The organism is Aeromonas media (genome assembly GCF_020423125.1).
Lineage (GTDB): Bacteria > Pseudomonadota > Gammaproteobacteria > Enterobacterales > Aeromonadaceae > Aeromonas > Aeromonas media.
In genome coordinates, this window is sequence record NZ_CP075564.1 from 3,406,318 (window position 1) to 3,424,710 (window position 18,393).

Sequence of the window (18,393 nt, forward strand, 5' to 3'; positions counted from 1 at the left end):
ACGACAATGCCGCAGCATGTACGACGCAACAACTTGTGATTTTCAACGTTTTCATCCACCAATCATTGCCTTACCAGTTCAATATTCCGTTTTTTGAGCAACACATTGCGCCATGCGGACGAGATCACTGCTGTTCATCCACATTGGCAACGGATGCCAGCTCCACATTCAAGCGGACGACTCCCTGCTTGAGTGCCCAAGAGATGGCCTGGCACTTGCTGCTCGCCCCCAGCTTGCTCACCACATTGTTCAGATGAAATGTCACCGTACGGGGGGTGATCCCCAGGATCTGGGCAATATCACTCACCTGCTTGCCCTCCGCAGCCCAACGGCATACTTCCAGTTCACGCAGGCTCAGGGCATCGTGAGGTGATGACCCCACCAAACAGATCCGTACCACAGCCTCGAAGATATGCATGGAGAGCCAGCTCAGCGAGGGAACAACCGCCAACCACTCCTGCTCGGTGTGGGGTTCACGAGTGATCAGGGAGAGCAGACCCACATGCCCGTTGGCGCCATGCCAGGGGAAGGTGATGCCGTCACGCAACCCTGCCTCCTGTGCCAGCGTCATGACTGTCAGACTCTGCTCATCACATGCCCCCTGCGCCATGATCTCCGCCCACAGGATAGGAGTGCTCTGCACCATGGCACGCTGTACGACGGGATCAATGGCAAAGAAATTTGCCTGGGTATAGGCATCGACCCAGTCTTGGGGGCAACCGTTGAAAATGATGACATCCGGGCGCTGTATGGAACTTGGAAACAGCAGAGCCAGCCGGAAATAGTCAAAGCCTGCCTGTACCGACAGCTGGCGCAACAACGCCACTATGGTGCGTTCATCGCTGGCCTGCTCAAACCGGGAGAGGAGGTCTAATGCGTAGGTTGTATTCATGTAATCAGGTTGCTTATAAACAGTGACGATATTGTTCAACATCAACCCCAATAGGGGCTGAATAACATGCCAACAAGTGGAAACAACACAAAGGCCTGATGCTTGAGCCATCCGGATGAGGCGGCTGAATGGCAGGCCCCTTTAGAACAGGGATCGCCAATAGAGAAACATGCTACCAATGAAACATTGGTAGCATTTAACTAGTTAAATACAATGTATTACATAGTGAACATATGACGATTGCACTTAAAACAAGCATTTCTCGCTTAAAAAAGAGAGCGTGATCACCAGCGTGCCTGAACCTTCCGGGCAATCTTTCTGCAATAAAGCCCCGGGCTTTCATGCCGCCACCCAGGCTGTTAACATGCGCTCCCTATGCCTGTTTTACGCTCTGGCGTGACCGTCACGCCGCCCTGACTCACCCTCTGCGCCGCCTGATTCCGGTTACCCCAACCGGAGCGTTTTTGTTCACCCCTCACATACCAATACAACAATGCGATCCTGCCAGAATGCCACCTGACCCCAGATCTATGGCAACGAGTGGTCATGGATCCTCAACGAGCGAGAAAATCCCCATGCTGGAACGTGCAAGACAAGAGTGGTTCTCCAACATACGGGGCGATCTGCTGTCGGGTATCGTCGTCGCCCTGGCGCTGATCCCGGAGGCCATCGCCTTCTCCATCATCGCCGGAGTCGACCCCAAGGTCGGCCTCTATGCCTCCTTCTGTATTGCCGTGGTCATCGCCTTCGTAGGGGGTCGCCCCGGCATGATCTCCGCCGCGACCGGCGCCATGGCGCTCCTGATGGTGACCCTGGTCAAGGAGCATGGCCTGCAATATTTGCTGGCGGCGACCCTGCTCACCGGCCTCTTCCAGATAGCGGCGGGTTACCTCAGGCTCGGCAGCCTGATGCGGTTCGTCTCCCGCTCCGTGGTCACCGGCTTCGTCAACGCACTGGCCATCCTGATCTTCATGGCCCAGTTGCCGGAACTCACCAACGTCACCTGACAGGTCTATGCCATGACCGCAGCAGGCCTTGGCATCATCTATCTGTTCCCACTAATCCCCGTGGTGGGCAAGCTGGTGCCCTCCCCGCTGCTGTGCATCGTCATCCTGACGGCGGTGGCCATCACCATGGACATCGATATTCGTACCGTGGGCGACATGGGGGAGCTGCCTGATACCCTGCCCATCTTCCTGTGGCCCGAGGTGCTTCTCAATCTGGAAACCCTGGCCATCATTTTCCCCTACTCTGCGGGTCTGGCTGTCGTTGGCCTGCTCGAATCCATGATGACGGCGGCCATCGTCGATGATCTGACCGATACCCCAAGTGATCGCAACCGCGAGTGCAAGGGCCAGGGGTTCGCCAACATAGGCGCGGGCCTGATGGGCGGCATGGCGGGGTGCGCCATGATTGGTCAGTCCATCATCAACATCAAATCCGGCGGTCGTGGTCGCCTCTCCACCTTTGTGGCGGGCACACTGCTCATTCTGATGGTGGTATTCATGGATGAATGGATCCGCCAGATCCCCATGGCGGCACTGGTGGCCGTGATGATCATGGTCTCTATCGGAACGTTCTCCTGGGAGTCAGTGCGCAACCTGAAGACCCACCCTATTTCCACCAGCATCGTGATGGTGGCCACCGTCGCCGTGGTGGTCGCTACCCATAACCTGGCGCTCGGGGTCTTTGTCGGGGTACTGCTCGCCTCCCTGTTCTTCGCCAACAAGGTCGCCCGCTTCATGCTGGTCAAGAGCGACAGCGAGCGCAGCGGCGCGGTACGCACCTATCAGGTTCGGGGCCAGGTATTCTTCGCCAGTGCCGAGCAATTCTTTGCCGGCTTCGACTTCAAGGAGGTGGTGGAGAAGGTGGTGATCGATCTCACCCATGCCCATTTCTGGGACATCACCGCCGTCACTGCGCTGGACAAGGTGGTCACCAAGTTCCGCCGCGAGGGGACTGAGGTGGAGATCCTCGGCCTGAACGAGGCCAGTGCCACCATAGTCGATCGCTTCGGGGTGCACGACAAACCGGAGAAAGTGGAAAAACTGCTGGCTGGCCACTGATCACGAAAACGAATCCATCCTGACAAACATTGCTGCCTGTATCGATGGCTCCCCGTCATAACGGCGGTGTGCGATGCCGTCGCATGAGCCTCTGCCAACACGGAGTTGCCCATCCCCCTGCTGCACATAGTGGAGAAAAATGCGTTGAGGGATCAGCCGCTCTCTCCCCCAGCACAGGTCTTGGCAACCGCGAGCACCTGTTCAAGAGCGCCCAAGGCGAGCAGTCCGCGGCTCAAGGGGTTGCTGCGAGATCTGGCGATGGACGGTACGCAGAGTGATGAGCATGAACGCCAGCTAGCGCAGGTCAGCCAGGTGCTGAAGAGTGCAGCGTTCGAGGTCGATACCCGGTTGCGCCAGGAGACGTCGCCGCCGTGCTCAGCCGGCATGCCATCGAGGTAGGGAACAATCTTATCGTGATGGGCTTATGACCATTCAGGTAGCAGACAATTTATCGTGGGCAGCACCACCACGGGGATACTGAAAACCACCAGTACCGCGGTGCTCTTGCTGAGATAGGCAACCGGGGGCGGGTCAACCCGCCCCTGTATTCATCCGAACCAGCTTAGCACCGCCTCTCTGGATGGGATCCCTCCGGCGTGGACCACCTTGTCATCGATGACGACTGCCGGCGTCGACATTACCTTGTACTTCATGATCTCGGGCAATGACTCCACCTTCTCAAGCTGGATAGAGATCCCTAGCTCATCCACGACCTGCTGAATGAGTTGCACCGTGTTCTTGCAGTTGGCACAACCCATGCCCAGCACTTTGACCTGTTTCATCTCACACTCCTCATCAAGACATTAACGGCGACACGACATTCAGAACCCACCCAACCAGCGTGAAGGAAACCAGCAGCACCAGCAGCAGGGTGCCCAGCAGCTGCCACTTCATCACTTGTTTAAGCAAAATAAACTCGGGAAAACTGGCAGCCACCGTGCTCATGCAAAACGCCAGTGTCGTGCCGATGGGCAAGCCACTCACGATCAGACTCTCCATCACTGGGATCACCCCGGTGGCATTGGAGTAGAGGGGGATGCCGATTAAAACCGCCGCAGGCACTGACCACCATTGGCCTGCACCAAGGTGTGAGGCAATCCAGCCCTCAGGAACAAAGCCATGGAGTGCTGCGCCGAGCCCCACCCCGACAATGACCCAGAGCCAGACACGCTTGAAGATGGTGAGGGTTTCTGACTTGGCGAAGGCATGACGCTCCAACAGCGATAGGGGCGGCGCCATCGTATCTGGCTGGATCACCTTATTGTGGTCATGCCGCCCCTGCTTGAGAGCCTCTGCGGCAAAATCGGCCAGCCAGCGCTCGGCCTTGATCTTGTCCAGAAAGGCACCTCCCAACATGCCAACCGCCATGCCGACCACCACGTAAATCAGGGTGAACTTCCAGCCAAGCAGGCTGACCAGCAACAGGACGGCCACTTCGTTGATAAGCGGTGAGGTGATGAGGAAAGCCATGGTGATCCCGAGCGGGATACCTGCCGAGGTAAAGCCCAGGAACACCGGGATACTCGAACAGGAGCAGAAGGGGGTAATGGCACCAAAGCCGGAGCCCAGTAAATAACCCAACCCCCTGTGCTTGCCCGCCAGATAGTCCCTCACCCGTTCGACCTTCAGGGAGGCCCGCAGCATGGCCACGATGTAGATCATGACCAGCAGCAGCGCAAAGATCTTGCTCACGTCCTCCACGAAGAAATGCAGTGCATCCCCCAGTCTGGTTTGCGGGCTCAAGCCAAGCTGCTGGTAGACCAGCCAACTGGCGAGGTCGGTGAAAATCTGGAACATAGTGGCTCCATCAACATCGGTGATATCCAGAAGACGTTGCATGTCACCAAAGGATGCTCATATTTTTCGTTTTTCTTGCTAGCGCCGCGATCTCATGGTTTGCGCCCCCCTCCCTCAATCACTGAATACCAGCGAGTCAAGGACACCTTGCCCGCTATGAACGCCCCCTTCTGTCGATTCGGCCGATTTGCTACGGATCAGATATCCCGCAAAGCTCTGCTCCGCACTGGCTGGATTACCATCGTTCTGAACGGTGAACATCCCCAGTTCGCTGATCAAATCCGTCACCCGATGCAGCTCCCCTTTGCGCACTACCCAAGCTGGCATCGCTCTGGGGACAGGATGCAAACGGCGCATCAACGACCAGGCCTGATATTGGAGTGGGTCAAGCGTTGCCAGTTTTACCTGAATGTCCGCCCCAAACAGACAATGCCCACCCCCTTCTCCCTGGTTTTTAAGTACCCAGCTATCGGAGGGCGCCGCTTTTACAACCTGGATGCTATCGGGGGTCACAGGGTGCATCTCACCCAGCCGATGTCTCACGGTGTCGGCCTCTTGCGGGGTCAAGCCAAATGCGACCAATCCATCTTCTTCCAGGCAGGACAGCAGCATTTGTACTCGCTTGCTGGTCGCCAACTGCTGGGCGACAGTGGCATTGACGGCGACTCTGTGTCGTTCAATCAACACACGGGTCGCCATCAACGCCTGGCAACATCTTTGCTCGTTGAGGTCGGCAGCCTCATAATCAGAATACTGGTATCCGGCACGCAGGTAGACGGTATCGAGTGGACCGATCCCATTGAGGATCAGCCTGTCGTTGGCGCCCGTGCTCAGTTGATTATGCAGTTCGCGAAAGGTTCTGCGCTGTGTCTCTATCCCTCTCTGCTGGAGAGCAAGCTCAAGCAGATGTTGATCAAACACATTGTTTTCATGTTCCTGCACAATCATCAGAAACCTGGCCGGGCCGGGGTCGCCAAACTCGCGCTTAATCTTGAACGTGGCCTCGGCAATGCCTGCTGACAACCCTTCAATGGCGTGATTGCAGACAAGCTCAGCCACTGTCTGATGCGACTCCTGGATAGAGATGGCAGGCCATTGCCGTCGTAGATAGCGGTGCAGCTCATGGATCCGCTGGCCAAATGGTCCCATGCCAGCGGCAATGCCATTGAACTCGACCAGCTGGTGGCCATTGCGCCTATCGTCCATAAAATCGCTGCGCATGATGAGCAAGGGCAGCCTGGGCGCGCTGCCGGGTGATGAATGTATGTGTTGATGCATGCTGAGCAGGGCTGAGAAGAAGGGATCTCCCGCCGCGATGGGATGAATGGCGTCGTATAAAAAACCATGATCCTCAGAGACGGCATAGATCAGCTTGCTCAAGGTCTGCGCCACGCCTTTCAAATGCTGGTAGTCTCCCCGGCTGATCGGTGTCGGCGTCAGGGTAAACGGGGTATGCACGGCAGAATACAGCGACTCCTTGAAGGCCACGCCGTGAGTCAATGCCCACTCTATCGCATCATCTCTGACTTTCTGGATATCAAGAGAACTCATCATATGTTCCTGATTGTTGACTCACTACCCTCAAAACCGGGTTGCAGCACGCATATCCCATGGCGATCGGTCTATCTCCATCAGCAACAGCGTGTCTGGAGGTTCTGGGGGATTCACTTCACCACCGGGGTGAAGCAACAGACTCGACCGGTCTCATCCAGCCTGACCTGACAGTCCAGAGAAAGCTGCTGACGCAAGCGTTCCCTGGCCCGCAGCAAACGGGACTTGGTGGCAGCCTGGGTCAAACCATGCCTGACAGCAAAGTCCGCCTGCTTCATCCCCTCCAGATCACAGTGTCTCAGGATCTCCCTGTCACTCTGCGCCATTCTCTCCAGCACCCTCGGCAGACAGGAAGCAAGCGAATCCACCGCATCGAGCTCACCTTGCGCCATCGCCAAATCGTCGTGCAATGGCAACCAGGTCCGCTGCCTGCGGCTGTTATCGATCACCAGATGTCTGGCGACTTCAAACAGCCAGGCCCTGGCATTCTCGATGGCGCAGAACTTGCTCTGCTGGCGGATTGCCCGCAAGAAGGTCTCTTGCAGCAGATCATCTGCATCCATCGGGCTGCCAGATTGCTTGAGCAGCCACCCATAGAGCTCATGTTCATGCTGTTGCCATGCCGTCATCAGGCAAGGTGGCGCACCGGTTGGCTGACTCACTTGATGCGTTTTCCTTGTGCATCCACCACCGGCTCCCCATCCTCCTTGGTGAAGGCCCCTTGCTGCGGGCTCGGCAGGATGTCCAGCACCACTTCTGATGGACGGCACAACCTGGTGCCCAGCGGCGTCACCACGATGGGCCGGTTGATCAGGATGGGATGCGCCAGCATGGCGTCGATCAAGTCATCATCGCTGAACCTCTCCTCGGCCAGCCCTAACTCTTCAAAAGGCGGCACATTCTTGCGCAGCAGGTCCCGCACCGGTATATCCATGGCCGCAATCAAGGCCACCAGGGTCTCACGGTTCGGCGGTGTCTCCAGATAGTGGATAATGGCCGGCTCAACGCCTGAGTTGCGGATCAGCGCCAGCGTGTTGCGCGACGTGCCGCAGGCCGGGTTGTGGTAGATGGTAATAGCATTGTCACTCATGCCTGCACCTCCGCTTTGCTATAGTGGCGCTTCATGCGCAGGGCCACGTTGACCAGACCGATCAGCACGGGCACCTCTACCAAGGGGCCGATGACGCCGGCGAAGGCCTGATCCGAACTCAAGCCAAACACGGCGATGGAGACCGCGATGGCCAGCTCGAAGTTGTTGCCGGTCGCAGTAAAGGCGATGGAGGCGTTCTTGTCATAGGGAATACCCAGCTTCTTGCCCACCAGGAAGCTGGTGAAGAACATGAGCACGAAATAGACCACCAGGGGCACGGCGACCCGCAGCACATCCATGGGCAGCTCGACGATCATCTCCCCCTTGAGACTGAACATCAGCACTATGGTGGCCAGCAGGGCGATCAGCGTGATGGGGGAGATGGCCGGAATGAAGCGCTCGGTGTACCACTTCTCCCCTTTTGCCTTGACCAGATAGTGACGGCTCAAGAAGCCTGCCAGGAAGGGAATGCCGAGATAAATCAACACGCTCTGCGCGATATCCAGCATGGTGATGTCCACTGCGAAGCCCTGCAGGCCGAACAGCGGCGGCAGCACGGTAATGAACAGCCAGGCCAGGAAGCTGTAGGTGAGGATCTGAAACGCGCTGTTGAGGGCCACCAGGCCCGCACCGTACTCCTTGCTGCCACCGCCGAGATCGTTCCACACCAGCACCATGGCGATGCAGCGCGCCAGGCCGATCAGGATGAGACCCACCATGTAACCCGGTTGATCATGCAAAAACACCAGGGCAATCACGAACATCAATATGGGGCCAACCAACCAGTTCATCACCAGGGAGAGGGTGATGGCTCGGCGGTCGCGAGTCATGGTGCCCATGGTGGCGTAATTCACCTTGGCGAGCGGCGGATACATCATCAGGATGAGGCCGATGGCGAGCGGCACGTTGGTGGTGCCAACCGACATCGCCTCGTTCCACTGGGCCACCTGGGGGAACAGATAGCCAATGCCCACCCCGATGCCCATGGCGACGAAGATCCAGAGGGTGAGGTTGCGATCGAGAAAACTCATTTTTTTGCTGACGGGCAGGTCAGAACAGGCGGTTGTACTCATCAAGAGACTCCATGAGAGTGGGATGAAACGGGCGGCTGATGGCGGGGCAAACCGAGGGAGATCAGCGCCGCCAACAGAATGAAGAGGGTGGAGAGCCAGAGGCAGGCCTCGAGACCATGGAGCTGGAACACCAGCCCGGAGAGCAGGGTGCCGAGCAGGCGGCCCAGGGCATTGGCCATGTAATAGAAGCCCACATCGAGCGACACCCCGTCAGCTCCGGCATAGCTGACGATGAGGTAGCTGTGCAGGGAGGAGTTGATGGCAAACAGGGCACCGAACACCATCAAACCGCCCACCAGGCTGATGGCCGGATGCAGATCGAAATGGAGCGCCAGGGCAATCAGGGCCGGGGTCAAGGCCAATACCAGCGCCCAGCCCATGGCCACCTTGCCATCGGGCACCCGCCCCTCGCGTTTGCCGGTAAAGCGGGGGGCCTGGGTCTGCACCACGCCGTAGGCGATGATCCAAAGCGCAAGGAAGCTCCCCACATAGCCGTTATCCCAGCCAAGGCTGGAGGCGAGGTAGACAGGCAGCGCCACCACAAACCAGACATCGCGGGCACCGAACAGGAACAGACGGGCGGCGGAGAGGTAATTGATGGCCCGGCTCTTGGAGAAGATCTCCCTGAACTTGGGCTTGTTCTTGGCCTTGCCCAGATCCCGTTTCAGGGTCAGCATGCTGATGCACCAGACCAGTGCCAACGCCAGTGCCATGACCAGCACGGCCCCCTGAAACCCGATCAGGGTCAGCAGGGCGCCACCGAGGAAGAAGCCCATCCCTTTCAGGGCATTCTTCGAACCGGTCAGCAGTGCTACCCACTGGTAGAGCTGACCCTGCGCCTCCCCCGGCACCAGCAACTTGATGGAGCTCTTGGCGCTCATCTTGTTGAGATCCTTGGCAATCCCGGAGAGCGCCTGGGCACCCATCACCCAGGGCACCGTCAGCCAGAGCGACGGTGCCAGCAACATGCCAAGCGCCAGCACCTGGAGAGCTAGGCCGATGTTCATGGTGCGGTTGAGCCCGAGACGAGCCCCGAGCCAGCCCCCCACCAGATTGGTCACCACCCCGAAGATCTCGTAGAAGAGGAACAGGGAGGCGATGGCCAAGGGGCTGTAACCCAGCCCGTGGAAGTAGAGCACCACCAGCATGCGCAGGGCGCCGTCGGTCAGGGTAAAGGCCCAGTAGTTGCCGGTCACCAGCAGATACTGGCGGATCTCTGGGGAGAGTCGGGTCAGTGCCATGGCCGGGTTATCCTTGCGCCTTGTCCATTTGACCGACCATGCGCATCAGCTCGGCGGTGCGGTTGGCATAGCCCCACTCGTTGTCATACCAGGCGTAGATCTTCACCTGAGTGCCGCCCACCACCATGGTGGAGAGTGCATCTATGGTGCAGGAGCGCGGATCCGTCTTGTAATCCACCGACACCAGGGGACGCTCCTCATAGCCCATGATCCCCTTGAGTTCATTCATGGCGGCAGCCTTGAGCAGGCCATTGACCTCGGCTTCGGTGGTGGGGCGGTTCACCTCGAACACGCAGTCGGTGAGGGAGGCGTTGGCGAGCGGCACCCGCACCGCATGACCATTCAGCTTGCCCTTGAGCTCGGGGAAGATGTGGGTGATGGCGGTGGCAGACCCCGTTGTGGTGGGGATCAGGCTCAGGCCGCAGGCGCGGGCACGGCGCAGATCAGCATGGGGCGCATCCAGAATGGTCTGGGTGTTGGTGATGTCGTGAATGGTGGTCATGGAGCCGTGCTTGATGCCGAGCTGCTCGTGGATCACCTTCACCACGGGCGCCAGGCAGTTGGTGGTGCAGGAGGCCGCCGTCACTATGGGGTGCTGCGCCTTGTCATAAAGATGGTGGTTGATCCCCATCACCACATTGAGCACCCCCTCCTCCTTGACCGGTGCCGTGACCACGACCCGCTTCACCCCTTGCGCCAGATAAGCATCGAGCAGCGCCTTGGTTTTCATCTTGCCGGAGGCCTCGATCACCACATCACAACCAGACCAGTCAGTCTGACCGATCTCCTTGTTGCGAGTGCAGGGGATGCGATGATTGCCGATCACCATCTGGTCCCCATCGCTACCGGCTTCATGATGCCAGCGGCCATGGACGGAATCGAAGGTGATGAGGTGTGCCAGGGAGGCGGCATCCCCAGCCGGGTCATTGATGCGCACAAACTCCACATCCGCCCAGTCGAAGGCGGCGCGAAACGAGAGGCGGCCCATGCGGCCAAAGCCGTTGATGCCCACTTTGATGGTCATGTTGTTTTCCTTAACTGGCGAATGAGTGGTGGCTGTTGAGATAGTCGACGTGCGCTGCCAATGTCAGCGCCTTGGGGCGCAGCCCTTGCACCATCGACTTGACCTGAGTGGGGGCATAGCCTGCCTCCAGCAGCAGGATGGCCGCCATCAGCCCGGTACGTCCCGAGCCGCCACGGCAATGAATGGCCAGGGTCTGACCTGCCGCCAGACGCGCCAGCAGCTCCGCCTTGTGGTTGGCAAAGGCTTCGGTGAACAGCGCTTCGGGGGCACAATCGTCCTCCACCGGCAGCTGGAACCAGGCCAGACCCAACGCCTCACACTCGGCGGGCAAGGCATCGGCATTGAAGTGCGCCAGCTCGGCCCCCGGCATCAGGGTGATCACGGCATCCGCTCTGGCGGCTTGCAGGGTCTTGAGGGAGTCCAGCAAGGAAGCCTCCTTGGTGCCAGGACAGGGGGTGAAGATAAGGCGGGCGCCATTATCCAGGTTCAGGATGTCAAAGGGATGCATGATAAACAGCAGCTCCATGTCTCGTCAGGATGAGGGTGAAAGCGGGACTCGCCTCTCGGCGATACCGGGCAGGTGTCAGTAGGTCTCGTCGCAGCAGGACGAGCGAGGCTGACCACTGACGGTCTGGGGACGACCATCCACCAGACCGCAAGCCTCCGGATGACCTGCACAGCACTCCTCGGTGAGGTAGCCGATAAGGCTCAGCATCAGGGGAATGTTGGCACGATAGCGCAAAAAGCGTCCCTCCTGCTCCACCGAGAGCAGGCCCGCATGCAGCATGGCCTTGAGGTGAAACGAGAGAGTGTTCGGGGCAATGTCGAGCTCGCTGGCCAGCTGGCCGGCCACCTGCCCTTCCAGTCCGGCCTTGACCAGCAGACGCCATACATCGAGACGAATGCCGGATGCGAGGGACTCGAATACCTTGGTAGCGATCTCTTTGTTCATGGAACTTCCCCTTAATACATTTCATAACTTCAACTATACAAGAAACATTGAAATGATCAACATGGCTACGGCTCACAGCCAGTCCCTTCAATCCCTCTTGTCATTCACGCAGCACTCTTCGCGGAAAAACGCGATGCTCTCATCCAGCCCCTCGTATTGAGAGAGGCACAGGAGTACGCGGCTTTTAAGGCTCTGTTTGAAACTCTTCGATATGGTAGCTAGGGGTCAATACGGAATGGCGTGGGCGATGGGATGGAATGGAATGGAATGGAATGGAATGGAATGGAATGGAATGGAATGAATTAAAATCCACAGATACAAAAAAGCCCACCTCAATCAATGAGATGGGCCGTATAGATGGCGGAGGAGGTGGGATTTGAACCCACGGATGGTCGCCCATCGCCGGTTTTCAAGACCGGTGCATTCAGCCGCTCTGCCACCCCTCCGCAGCAGTGCGACGCATATTACCCATGACGATCCCCCTTGTAAATCCCCACCCTGTTCGTTTGCCGATTTATTGGGCTAAATGGCCAACAAACCCCGCAAACGCCACCCCAACCGTGCTTTTTCCACCGGATGGCTTGACTTGAAAACAGACTCACCCACTATAGTGACCACTAAGGTATTCCCAGCAAGATGGACTTATGAAAATCACACATGCCCTGTTCGCCGCCCTGACCGGCGCGATCCTGCTTGCGGCGCCTGTGCAGGCGAGCGAGCTGACCAAGAGCGATGTCGAGCAGATCGTGCGCGACTATCTGGTCAAGAATCCGGAAATATTGGTCGAGATGTCCAATGCCCTACGTGCCAAACAGGAGAGCCAGCAGGCCGAGAATGACAAGACGCTGATCGAGGCCCATGCCAAGCAGCTCTTCGCCAACAAGGATCCCGAGAGTGGCAACCCCAAGGGCAGCCTGACCGTGGTCGAGTTCTTCGACTACAACTGCGGCTACTGCAAGCGTGCTCATCCCCTCGTCCAACAGTTGCTCAATGAAGACAAGGACATCCGCTACATCTACAAGCAGTTCCCCATCCTGAGCGAGACTTCCTACTACGCCGCCCGCGCGGCGTTGGCGGTGCAGCTCGGCCAGCCCGACAAGTTCCAGGCCTTCCACGACAAGCTGTACGCCCATCAAGGGTCGCTGGCCGACGAGGCCCAGGTGCAAGCCATCGCCAAGTCCGCCGGGGTGGACTGGAGCAAAGTCGAGGCCAAGATCAAGGATGGCAGCATCGATCAGAACCTTGGTACCAACCGTGCCCTGGCCGAGGCCATGAGCATCTCGGGGACCCCGGGGTTCATCATCGGCGACCAGATCCTGCGCGGTGCGCCACGGGATCTGGCGAGCCTGAAGGCCATCGTCAAGGATGTGCGGGCTGGCAAGAGCATTCAGTAACCCGCTCTTCGCCCACAAAAAACGCCCCGGCATGCGATGCCGGGGCGTTTTGCTATTCAGGCTTCACACCCTCAGGCCTGATAGCCGTTCGGGTTGTTGCTTTGCCAGCGCCAGGTGTCGACCATCATCTGCTCCAGACCCCGCTCGGCCTGCCAGCCCAGCTCGTCCCGGGCCAGGGTAGGCTCGGCCCAGCACTCGGCGATGTCGCCTGGGCGACGGGGCTTGATCTGGTAGGGAATGGGGCGACCGCTGGCGGTTTCGAATGCCTTGACCATCTCCAGTACCGAGTAGCCCTGACCGGTGCCCAGGTTGTAGGTGAAGACCCCGGTGTCGCCCTCGATGCGTGCCAGCGCCTTGAGGTGACCGATGGCGAGATCCACCACGTGGATGTAGTCGCGCACGCCGGTGCCGTCCGGCGTCGGGTAGTCGTTGCCAAATACCCCCAGCTCCTTGAGCTTGCCGACACCGACCTGGCTGATGTAGGGCAGCAGGTTGTTGGGAATGCCGTTGGGATCTTCGCCGATGAGGCCACTCTCATGGGCACCGACCGGGTTGAAGTAGCGCAGCAACACGATGGCCCAGCGGGGATCGGACTTGGCAAGATCCCGCAGAATCTCTTCCACCATCAGCTTGGAGCGACCATAGGGGTTGGTGGCGCCGGTGGGGAAATCTTCCCGCAAGGGCACCGAAGCGGGATCACCATAGACGGTCGCCGAGGAGCTGAACACCAGGCGGAACACGCCGGCTTTTGCCATCTCCTCGCACAGCACCAGGGTACCAGTCACGTTGTTCTGGTAGTAGGTGAGCGGGATCTGGGCGGACTCCCCGACCGCCTTGAGGCCGGCGAAGTGGATCACGGATTCGATCCTGTACTCGGCAAACAGCCGCTGCAGGCATGCCCTGTCCAGAATGTCCCCCTTGACGAAGGTGACCGCCTTGCCGGTGATCCGTTCGACCCGCTTGAGAGATTCGGGGGAAGAGTTGGAGAGGTTGTCCAGTACTACCACCTGCTGCCCGGTACCCAGCAGCTCAACCAAGGTGTGGGAGCCGATATAGCCGGCACCGCCCGTGACCAGAATTGTCATTTTTTATCCCGTGCTTTGCTGAAACTGGGTCAGAGTCTACCCGCACGACCCGCTCGGGAAAAGCTCGGGATACCAATGACGCCCCTCAGTAATCGACGCTGACATCCCCTCTGATGGTGCAAGAGCAGGCCAGCGCGACGCCGCGCTCCAGATCCTGCGCACTCAGCGTCATCACGCTCTGACGCTCGATCTCCCCTTCCGTGGTGCAGCGACAGGCCCCGCACACACCGGCGCGGCAGGCGGCCATCATGGTCTCCCCCGCTCCCTCCAGCGCAGCCAGCAGGGTTTGGCCCGGCAGTATCTTCACCTTCTTGCCGCTCTTTTTGAGGGTCAGCCAGAAGTGGTCGCTGCCGGCTGCAACTGGCGCCGTGCTCGATGTTCCAGCAGGCAGGCCGAACGACTCCTGATGCAATTGCTCCGCCGGTAGCCCCAGCTCCGCCAGCATGGTGCAGACCGCCGCCATGTAAGGGGCCGGGCCGCACAGATAGACGTGGCGCGCGAGCAGGTCTGGCGCCAACTCACTCAGCATGGCGGGCGTGAGGCGTCCCACCCAGAGATGAGCCGCCGGCGCCTGTTCCAATACCAGCGTATGGCGCACGCCCGCATGGGCCTCGGCCAGTGCGGCCAGGTCGTCGGCGAAGATCACATCATCCGGCGAGCGGGCGCTGTGGATGAAGCGGATATCTGCGTCCGGCCGTTTGGCCAGCTCGTCCCGCAGCATGGCCCACATGGGGGTGATGCCGGAGCCGGCGCTGAGCAGCAGCGGCCGCTCGCAGGGGAGCACCGCCAGATTGAAGTCGCCGAAGGGGCCGTCAACCCGGATCTCGTCCCCCAGTTGCAAGGTTTGGTGCAGATGATTGGAGACCAGCCCCACGTCCTTGATGGTGACTTGCCAGAAAGGATCCTGCGGGCTGGAAGAGAGGGTATAGGCGCGGCACTGGGGCTTGCCGTCAATCTCGGTGTGCAGGGTCACACACTGGCCGGCCAGCACGGCCGGCAGAGTGCCCTCGGTGGCGACAAACTGCCAACTTGTCACGTCGTGAGTGTCCGCACGACGGCCAATGCAGCGCAAGGTAAGAGAGGTGGAGATCATCGCAAGGCTCCTCTTTTTGAAAGATATCTTTGTGAAAAAAAGGCGAGCCGGGGGCTCGCCAAAGGCTTACAACATCTTGGGCTGAACCCGGATCAAGCCGCCAGGATCTCGGCGAGATCCGCCTCTGCGGTCGTGGTTCCCTTGAGACCGAACTGCTCCTCCAGCACCTTGAGCAGGGCCGGGGTGAGGAAGGCCGGAGCGGTCGGGCCGGTGCGAATGTCCTTCACGCCGAGTGCCAGCAGGGTGAGCAGGATGACGATGGCTTTTTGCTCGAACCAGGAGAGCACCAGGGTCAGCGGCAGATCGTTGACACCGCACTCGAACGCCTCGGAAAGCGCCAATGCCAGTTGAATGGCAGAGTAGGCGTCGTTGCACTGGCCCACGTCCAGCAGACGCGGGATGCCGCCGATATCGCCAAAGTCGAGCTTGTTGAACTTGTATTTGCCGCAGCCCAGGGTGAGCAGCAGGCTATCCTGCGGGATCGCCTTGGCGAACTCGGTGTAGTAGGCGCGCTCGGCACGGTCGCCGTCACAGCCCCCCACCAGGAAGAAGTGGCTGATCTCGCCAGCCTTGACCTTGTCGATCACCGCAGGGGCGGCCTGCATCAGGGCGTTGCGAGCAAAGCCGATGGTGATGAAATGCTCGAGCTCAACGTGCTTGAAGCCTTCCAGCGCCTGGGCCTTGGCGATAACGGCAGAGAAGTCCTCTCCTTCCAGATGGGTCACCCCCGGCCAGCCGACGATGGAGCGGGTGAAGATGCGATCCGAGTAGTTGCCCACGTTCGGGTCGATGATGCAGTTGGAGGTCATCACCACGGCGCCCGGGAAGTTCGCAAACTCCTTCTGCTGGTTCTGCCACGCGGAACCGTAGTTGCCCACCAGGTGCGGATACTGCTTGAAGAAGGGATAGGCCAGGGCCGGCAGCATCTCACCGTGGGTGTAGACGTTGATGCCGGTGCCTGCGGTCTGTTCCAGGATCAGCTTGAGATCCACCATGTCGTGGCCGGAGACCAGGATGCACTTACCCGGCACCGGGGTGACGCGCACCTGAGTCGGTTCCGGGTGGCCGAAGGCCGTGGTTTCACCGAGATCCAGCATCTCCATGATCTTGAAGTTGAGCAGGCCGATGTCCATGGCGCACTTGAACAGGGGATCCAGATCGCTCGGATCCGTGCCGAGCCAGCTCATGATGCGGTGGAATTCGGCGGCCACGGCGCTGTCTTGCTGGTCCAGTACCCGGGCGTGCTCCATGTAGGCGGCAGCCCCCTTGAGCCCGTAGAGGCAGAGCAGGCGCAGCCCCATGATGTCTTCATTGACTTCACTCTTGCCGCGGTTGACCGCGGTCTGGGGCGCATGGGCCAGCTGTTCCAGCAGCTCGACACCCGGCTCGAAGCGTGCGGCGGCAGGCAGCTCGGCAAGCTGCACCGCCAGCGCGGCCAGACGGTCGGCCAGTTGCTGCCGATAGGCCAGCGCCTGGTTGACGTAGTCGACGATGCGCGCGGAGTCAAAGTTGACGTTGGTGAGGGTGGCGAAGAAGGCCTTGGGTACGAAGGCATCGATCTCGTCATCGACGATGTCGTGCTCACGGGCCGCCAGCGCCCAGGCACTGAGGCCTTGCAGCGTATAAATCAGCACATCCTGCAGATCCGAGGTCTCGGCCGTCTTGCCGCACATACCTTGTGTATACGCGCAGCCATTGCCTGCGGGGGTACGAATTGTCTGTTCACATTGCACACAAAACATCATGCCTCTCCTAATTGGACATTTCAGTTACTTGTTTTGTGGCGATTCTATTCCCCCGACTCAAAACTTAATAGGCATTCAATTTACCAATTAAGGTTTCATTGATGCAGATCAAAAACAAAAAAGCCGCCCAAACAGGGCGACAAGCGGGTGGATAACATCAAAGACAACTCAGGTTTGCAACAACAAGGGACAACGCAACGGTCGGACCGGCGCCTGGTCAGGGGCATCCGGCCCTGCGCTCTATCAGGCCAGGTAGGCGCGCAGCATCCAGACCAGTTTTTCCTGCTGCTGCACATAGTCGGAGAGGATGGAAGCGGTACCCTCGTCACCAGCGTCGGCGGCCTGGCCCAGGATACGGCGCTGAGCCACCAGCAGCTCGCGGAAACTCTCCAGCAGGGACTCGACACAGGCGCGACCGTCGTGCAGCCCCTTCTGCTCGGGGATGGCGGAGACCTTGAGGTAGTCGCTGAAGCTGTGCAGGGGCACCCCATCCAGGGTGAGGATGCGCTCGGCAAGGGCATCGACTTTCAACAGCAGATCGTTGTAGATCTCCTCGAATTTCAGGTGCAGCTCGAAGAACTGGTTGCCGCGGATGTTCCAGTGGAAGCCACGGACGTTCATGTAGAGGATCTGGTAGCTGGCCAGCAACTTGTTCAACTCGGCGGCCAGGGCTTGTGATTGAACTGTATCAAGACCAATGGGGCTCTTCATCATTCACCTCCAGGTGGTAAACATTATCGGGAACGGAGTCAGCATATCCCCGCATAGACTCAAAGGACAATTGCTTCTGCCTTGTCCATTGATAGCGAATGGCTATCGTCAGCAGGAAAAACACCCGCTCTCATCGCTCAAGCCGCTCGATATAGAGGATCACCTCGCCGAGGTGAATGCCGAACTTGCTGATCGCGGCGCGATTGATCAGGCGATCTTCATCCAGCAGATACATCCAGTCATCGAAGCTCACCCGTACCACCTCCCCATCCGGCAGGGCCAGATCGAGTTGATAGCGCCAGTTCAGGGCAAAGCCTGCCGTCTTGCCTACCGCCTCCCCCACCACATCCGAGGCGGTGCCGCGCCAGTGGCCATCCGCCCCCTTGCTCAAAAACCAGGTGCGGGTCTGCTGGCGGCCGTCATCGAAATAGAACTGCTCGAACAGCTCCCCCTTGCCCTCTCGCCAGCGCCCCTGCATCTCGACCCGAAAGCGACTGGTCACTTCGCCGCTACGGTCCGTCACCAGGCCATGGGCCACCAGCTTGCCGTCGAAGAAACGGGCGAGATCCCAGTTCGGGCCCTGCTCCCGATAGTCATCTAGGCTGGCGCCACAACCAGTCAGCAACAGCAGTGACCACAGCAGCAGAATGCGCCATGTGCGATGGAAGGTCATGAGGAA

Annotated in this window: 17 protein-coding genes, 1 tRNA gene and 1 pseudogene; 2 read left to right on the forward strand and 17 right to left on the reverse strand. The window is 59.3% G+C overall.

The features are described 5' to 3' along the window. Positions 1-124: 124 nt before the first annotated feature. Positions 125-892 carry a LuxR family transcriptional regulator gene (locus KI797_RS15635; protein ID WP_226169978.1) on the reverse strand — a complete coding sequence of 256 codons (768 nt, stop codon included), beginning with the start codon at positions 890-892 and terminating at the stop codon, positions 125-127. A 575-nt stretch (positions 893-1,467) separates the two neighbouring features. On the opposite strand from KI797_RS15635, the pseudogene KI797_RS15640 reads away from it, so the two are divergent. Next, positions 1,468-2,958 (forward strand): annotated as a pseudogene (locus KI797_RS15640) (SulP family inorganic anion transporter). 548 nt (positions 2,959-3,506) lie between these two features. On the opposite strand, the gene KI797_RS15645 reads toward KI797_RS15640, so the two are convergent. The 11 genes from KI797_RS15645 to KI797_RS15695 form a co-directional block, all read right to left on the reverse strand. Next, positions 3,507-3,740 (reverse strand): thioredoxin family protein, encoded by a 234-nt coding sequence (locus KI797_RS15645; protein WP_005332560.1) that lies wholly within the window; start codon positions 3,738-3,740, stop codon positions 3,507-3,509. Between the two features lie 13 nt (positions 3,741-3,753). Then, positions 3,754-4,797 carry a permease gene (locus KI797_RS15650; protein WP_226169980.1) on the reverse strand — a complete coding sequence of 348 codons (1,044 nt, stop codon included), beginning with the start codon at positions 4,795-4,797 and terminating at the stop codon, positions 3,754-3,756. A 72-nt stretch (positions 4,798-4,869) separates the two neighbouring features. Beyond that, entirely contained in the window at positions 4,870-6,309 is a 1,440-nt protein-coding gene (locus KI797_RS15655; protein WP_226169982.1) for a glutathione synthetase, read from the reverse strand. A gap of 110 nt (positions 6,310-6,419) precedes the next feature. Next, positions 6,420-6,968: a sigma-70 family RNA polymerase sigma factor gene (locus KI797_RS15660; protein WP_226169984.1), complete on the reverse strand. Its 549-nt coding sequence runs from the start codon at positions 6,966-6,968 to the stop codon at positions 6,420-6,422. Further along, entirely contained in the window at positions 6,965-7,396 is a 432-nt protein-coding gene (gene arsC, locus KI797_RS15665) for a glutaredoxin-dependent arsenate reductase (RefSeq protein WP_226169986.1), read from the reverse strand. The genes KI797_RS15660 and arsC overlap by 4 nt, the downstream gene beginning before the upstream one ends. Then, complete coding sequence (gene arsB / locus KI797_RS15670) at positions 7,393-8,469, reverse strand: ACR3 family arsenite efflux transporter (RefSeq protein ID WP_226169987.1); 1,077 nt, start codon at positions 8,467-8,469, stop codon at positions 7,393-7,395. The genes arsC and arsB overlap by 4 nt, the downstream gene beginning before the upstream one ends. Further along, entirely contained in the window at positions 8,469-9,710 is a 1,242-nt protein-coding gene (gene arsJ / locus KI797_RS15675) for an organoarsenical effux MFS transporter ArsJ (RefSeq protein ID WP_226169989.1), read from the reverse strand. The genes arsB and arsJ overlap by 1 nt, the downstream gene beginning before the upstream one ends. 7 nt (positions 9,711-9,717) lie before the next feature. Further along, positions 9,718-10,734 carry an ArsJ-associated glyceraldehyde-3-phosphate dehydrogenase gene (locus KI797_RS15680; RefSeq protein ID WP_005332536.1) on the reverse strand — a complete coding sequence of 339 codons (1,017 nt, stop codon included), beginning with the start codon at positions 10,732-10,734 and terminating at the stop codon, positions 9,718-9,720. A gap of 10 nt (positions 10,735-10,744) precedes the next feature. Next, the gene (locus KI797_RS15685) at positions 10,745-11,242 is read right to left on the reverse strand and encodes a phosphatase domain-containing protein (protein ID WP_226169991.1); all 498 of its coding nucleotides are present in this window, start codon (positions 11,240-11,242) and stop codon (positions 10,745-10,747) included. A gap of 75 nt (positions 11,243-11,317) precedes the next feature. Then, positions 11,318-11,686 carry an ArsR/SmtB family transcription factor gene (locus KI797_RS15690; protein ID WP_005332532.1) on the reverse strand — a complete coding sequence of 123 codons (369 nt, stop codon included), beginning with the start codon at positions 11,684-11,686 and terminating at the stop codon, positions 11,318-11,320. A gap of 358 nt (positions 11,687-12,044) precedes the next feature. After that, positions 12,045-12,132 (reverse strand) — tRNA-Ser (locus tag KI797_RS15695). 198 nt (positions 12,133-12,330) lie between these two features. Here KI797_RS15695 and KI797_RS15700 point away from each other — a divergent pair. Continuing rightward, on the forward strand, positions 12,331-13,080 hold the full coding sequence (locus tag KI797_RS15700) for a DsbA family protein (RefSeq protein ID WP_226169993.1): 750 nt from the start codon (positions 12,331-12,333) through the stop codon (positions 13,078-13,080). A 71-nt stretch (positions 13,081-13,151) separates the two neighbouring features. On the opposite strand, the gene galE is transcribed toward KI797_RS15700, so the two are convergent. The 5 genes from galE to KI797_RS15725 form a co-directional block, all read right to left on the reverse strand. Beyond that, complete coding sequence (gene galE, locus KI797_RS15705; protein WP_226169994.1) at positions 13,152-14,165, reverse strand: UDP-glucose 4-epimerase GalE; 1,014 nt, start codon at positions 14,163-14,165, stop codon at positions 13,152-13,154. An 85-nt stretch (positions 14,166-14,250) separates the two neighbouring features. Then, positions 14,251-15,258 (reverse strand): hybrid-cluster NAD(P)-dependent oxidoreductase, encoded by a 1,008-nt coding sequence (locus KI797_RS15710; RefSeq protein WP_226169995.1) that lies wholly within the window; start codon positions 15,256-15,258, stop codon positions 14,251-14,253. A 92-nt stretch (positions 15,259-15,350) separates the two neighbouring features. Further along, the gene (gene hcp, locus KI797_RS15715; RefSeq protein ID WP_182786138.1) at positions 15,351-17,000 is read right to left on the reverse strand and encodes a hydroxylamine reductase; all 1,650 of its coding nucleotides are present in this window, start codon (positions 16,998-17,000) and stop codon (positions 15,351-15,353) included. 246 nt (positions 17,001-17,246) lie between these two features. After that, positions 17,247-17,714 (reverse strand): Dps family protein, encoded by a 468-nt coding sequence (locus KI797_RS15720; protein WP_011705037.1) that lies wholly within the window; start codon positions 17,712-17,714, stop codon positions 17,247-17,249. A gap of 130 nt (positions 17,715-17,844) precedes the next feature. Next, positions 17,845-18,387: a DUF3833 domain-containing protein gene (locus KI797_RS15725; RefSeq protein ID WP_226169996.1), complete on the reverse strand. Its 543-nt coding sequence runs from the start codon at positions 18,385-18,387 to the stop codon at positions 17,845-17,847. Between the last annotated feature and the right edge of the window lie 6 nt (positions 18,388-18,393).

Bases quoted from the DNA above. Each gene is read 5' to 3' on its own strand.
- KI797_RS15710 (WP_226169995.1), bottom strand. From the start codon at position 15,258: ATGATCTCCACCTCTCTTACCTTGCGCTGCATTGGCCGTCGTGCGGAC.
- KI797_RS15700 (WP_226169993.1), top strand. From the start codon at position 12,331: ATGAAAATCACACATGCCCTGTTCGCCGCCCTGACCGGCGCGATCCTG.
- KI797_RS15725 (WP_226169996.1), bottom strand. From the start codon at position 18,387: ATGACCTTCCATCGCACATGGCGCATTCTGCTGCTGTGGTCACTGCTG.
- arsC (WP_226169986.1), bottom strand. From the start codon at position 7,396: ATGAGTGACAATGCTATTACCATCTACCACAACCCGGCCTGCGGCACG.
- KI797_RS15720 (WP_011705037.1), bottom strand. From the start codon at position 17,714: ATGAAGAGCCCCATTGGTCTTGATACAGTTCAATCACAAGCCCTGGCC.
- KI797_RS15645 (WP_005332560.1), bottom strand. From the start codon at position 3,740: ATGAAACAGGTCAAAGTGCTGGGCATGGGTTGTGCCAACTGCAAGAAC.
- arsB (WP_226169987.1), bottom strand. From the start codon at position 8,469: ATGAGTACAACCGCCTGTTCTGACCTGCCCGTCAGCAAAAAAATGAGT.
- arsJ (WP_226169989.1), bottom strand. From the start codon at position 9,710: ATGGCACTGACCCGACTCTCCCCAGAGATCCGCCAGTATCTGCTGGTG.
- KI797_RS15635 (WP_226169978.1), bottom strand. From the start codon at position 892: ATGAATACAACCTACGCATTAGACCTCCTCTCCCGGTTTGAGCAGGCC.
- KI797_RS15650 (WP_226169980.1), bottom strand. From the start codon at position 4,797: ATGCAACGTCTTCTGGATATCACCGATGTTGATGGAGCCACTATGTTC.
- KI797_RS15655 (WP_226169982.1), bottom strand. From the start codon at position 6,309: ATGATGAGTTCTCTTGATATCCAGAAAGTCAGAGATGATGCGATAGAG.
- KI797_RS15690 (WP_005332532.1), bottom strand. From the start codon at position 11,686: ATGAACAAAGAGATCGCTACCAAGGTATTCGAGTCCCTCGCATCCGGC.
- KI797_RS15680 (WP_005332536.1), bottom strand. From the start codon at position 10,734: ATGACCATCAAAGTGGGCATCAACGGCTTTGGCCGCATGGGCCGCCTC.
- KI797_RS15685 (WP_226169991.1), bottom strand. From the start codon at position 11,242: ATGCATCCCTTTGACATCCTGAACCTGGATAATGGCGCCCGCCTTATC.
- hcp (WP_182786138.1), bottom strand. From the start codon at position 17,000: ATGTTTTGTGTGCAATGTGAACAGACAATTCGTACCCCCGCAGGCAAT.
- galE (WP_226169994.1), bottom strand. From the start codon at position 14,165: ATGACAATTCTGGTCACGGGCGGTGCCGGCTATATCGGCTCCCACACC.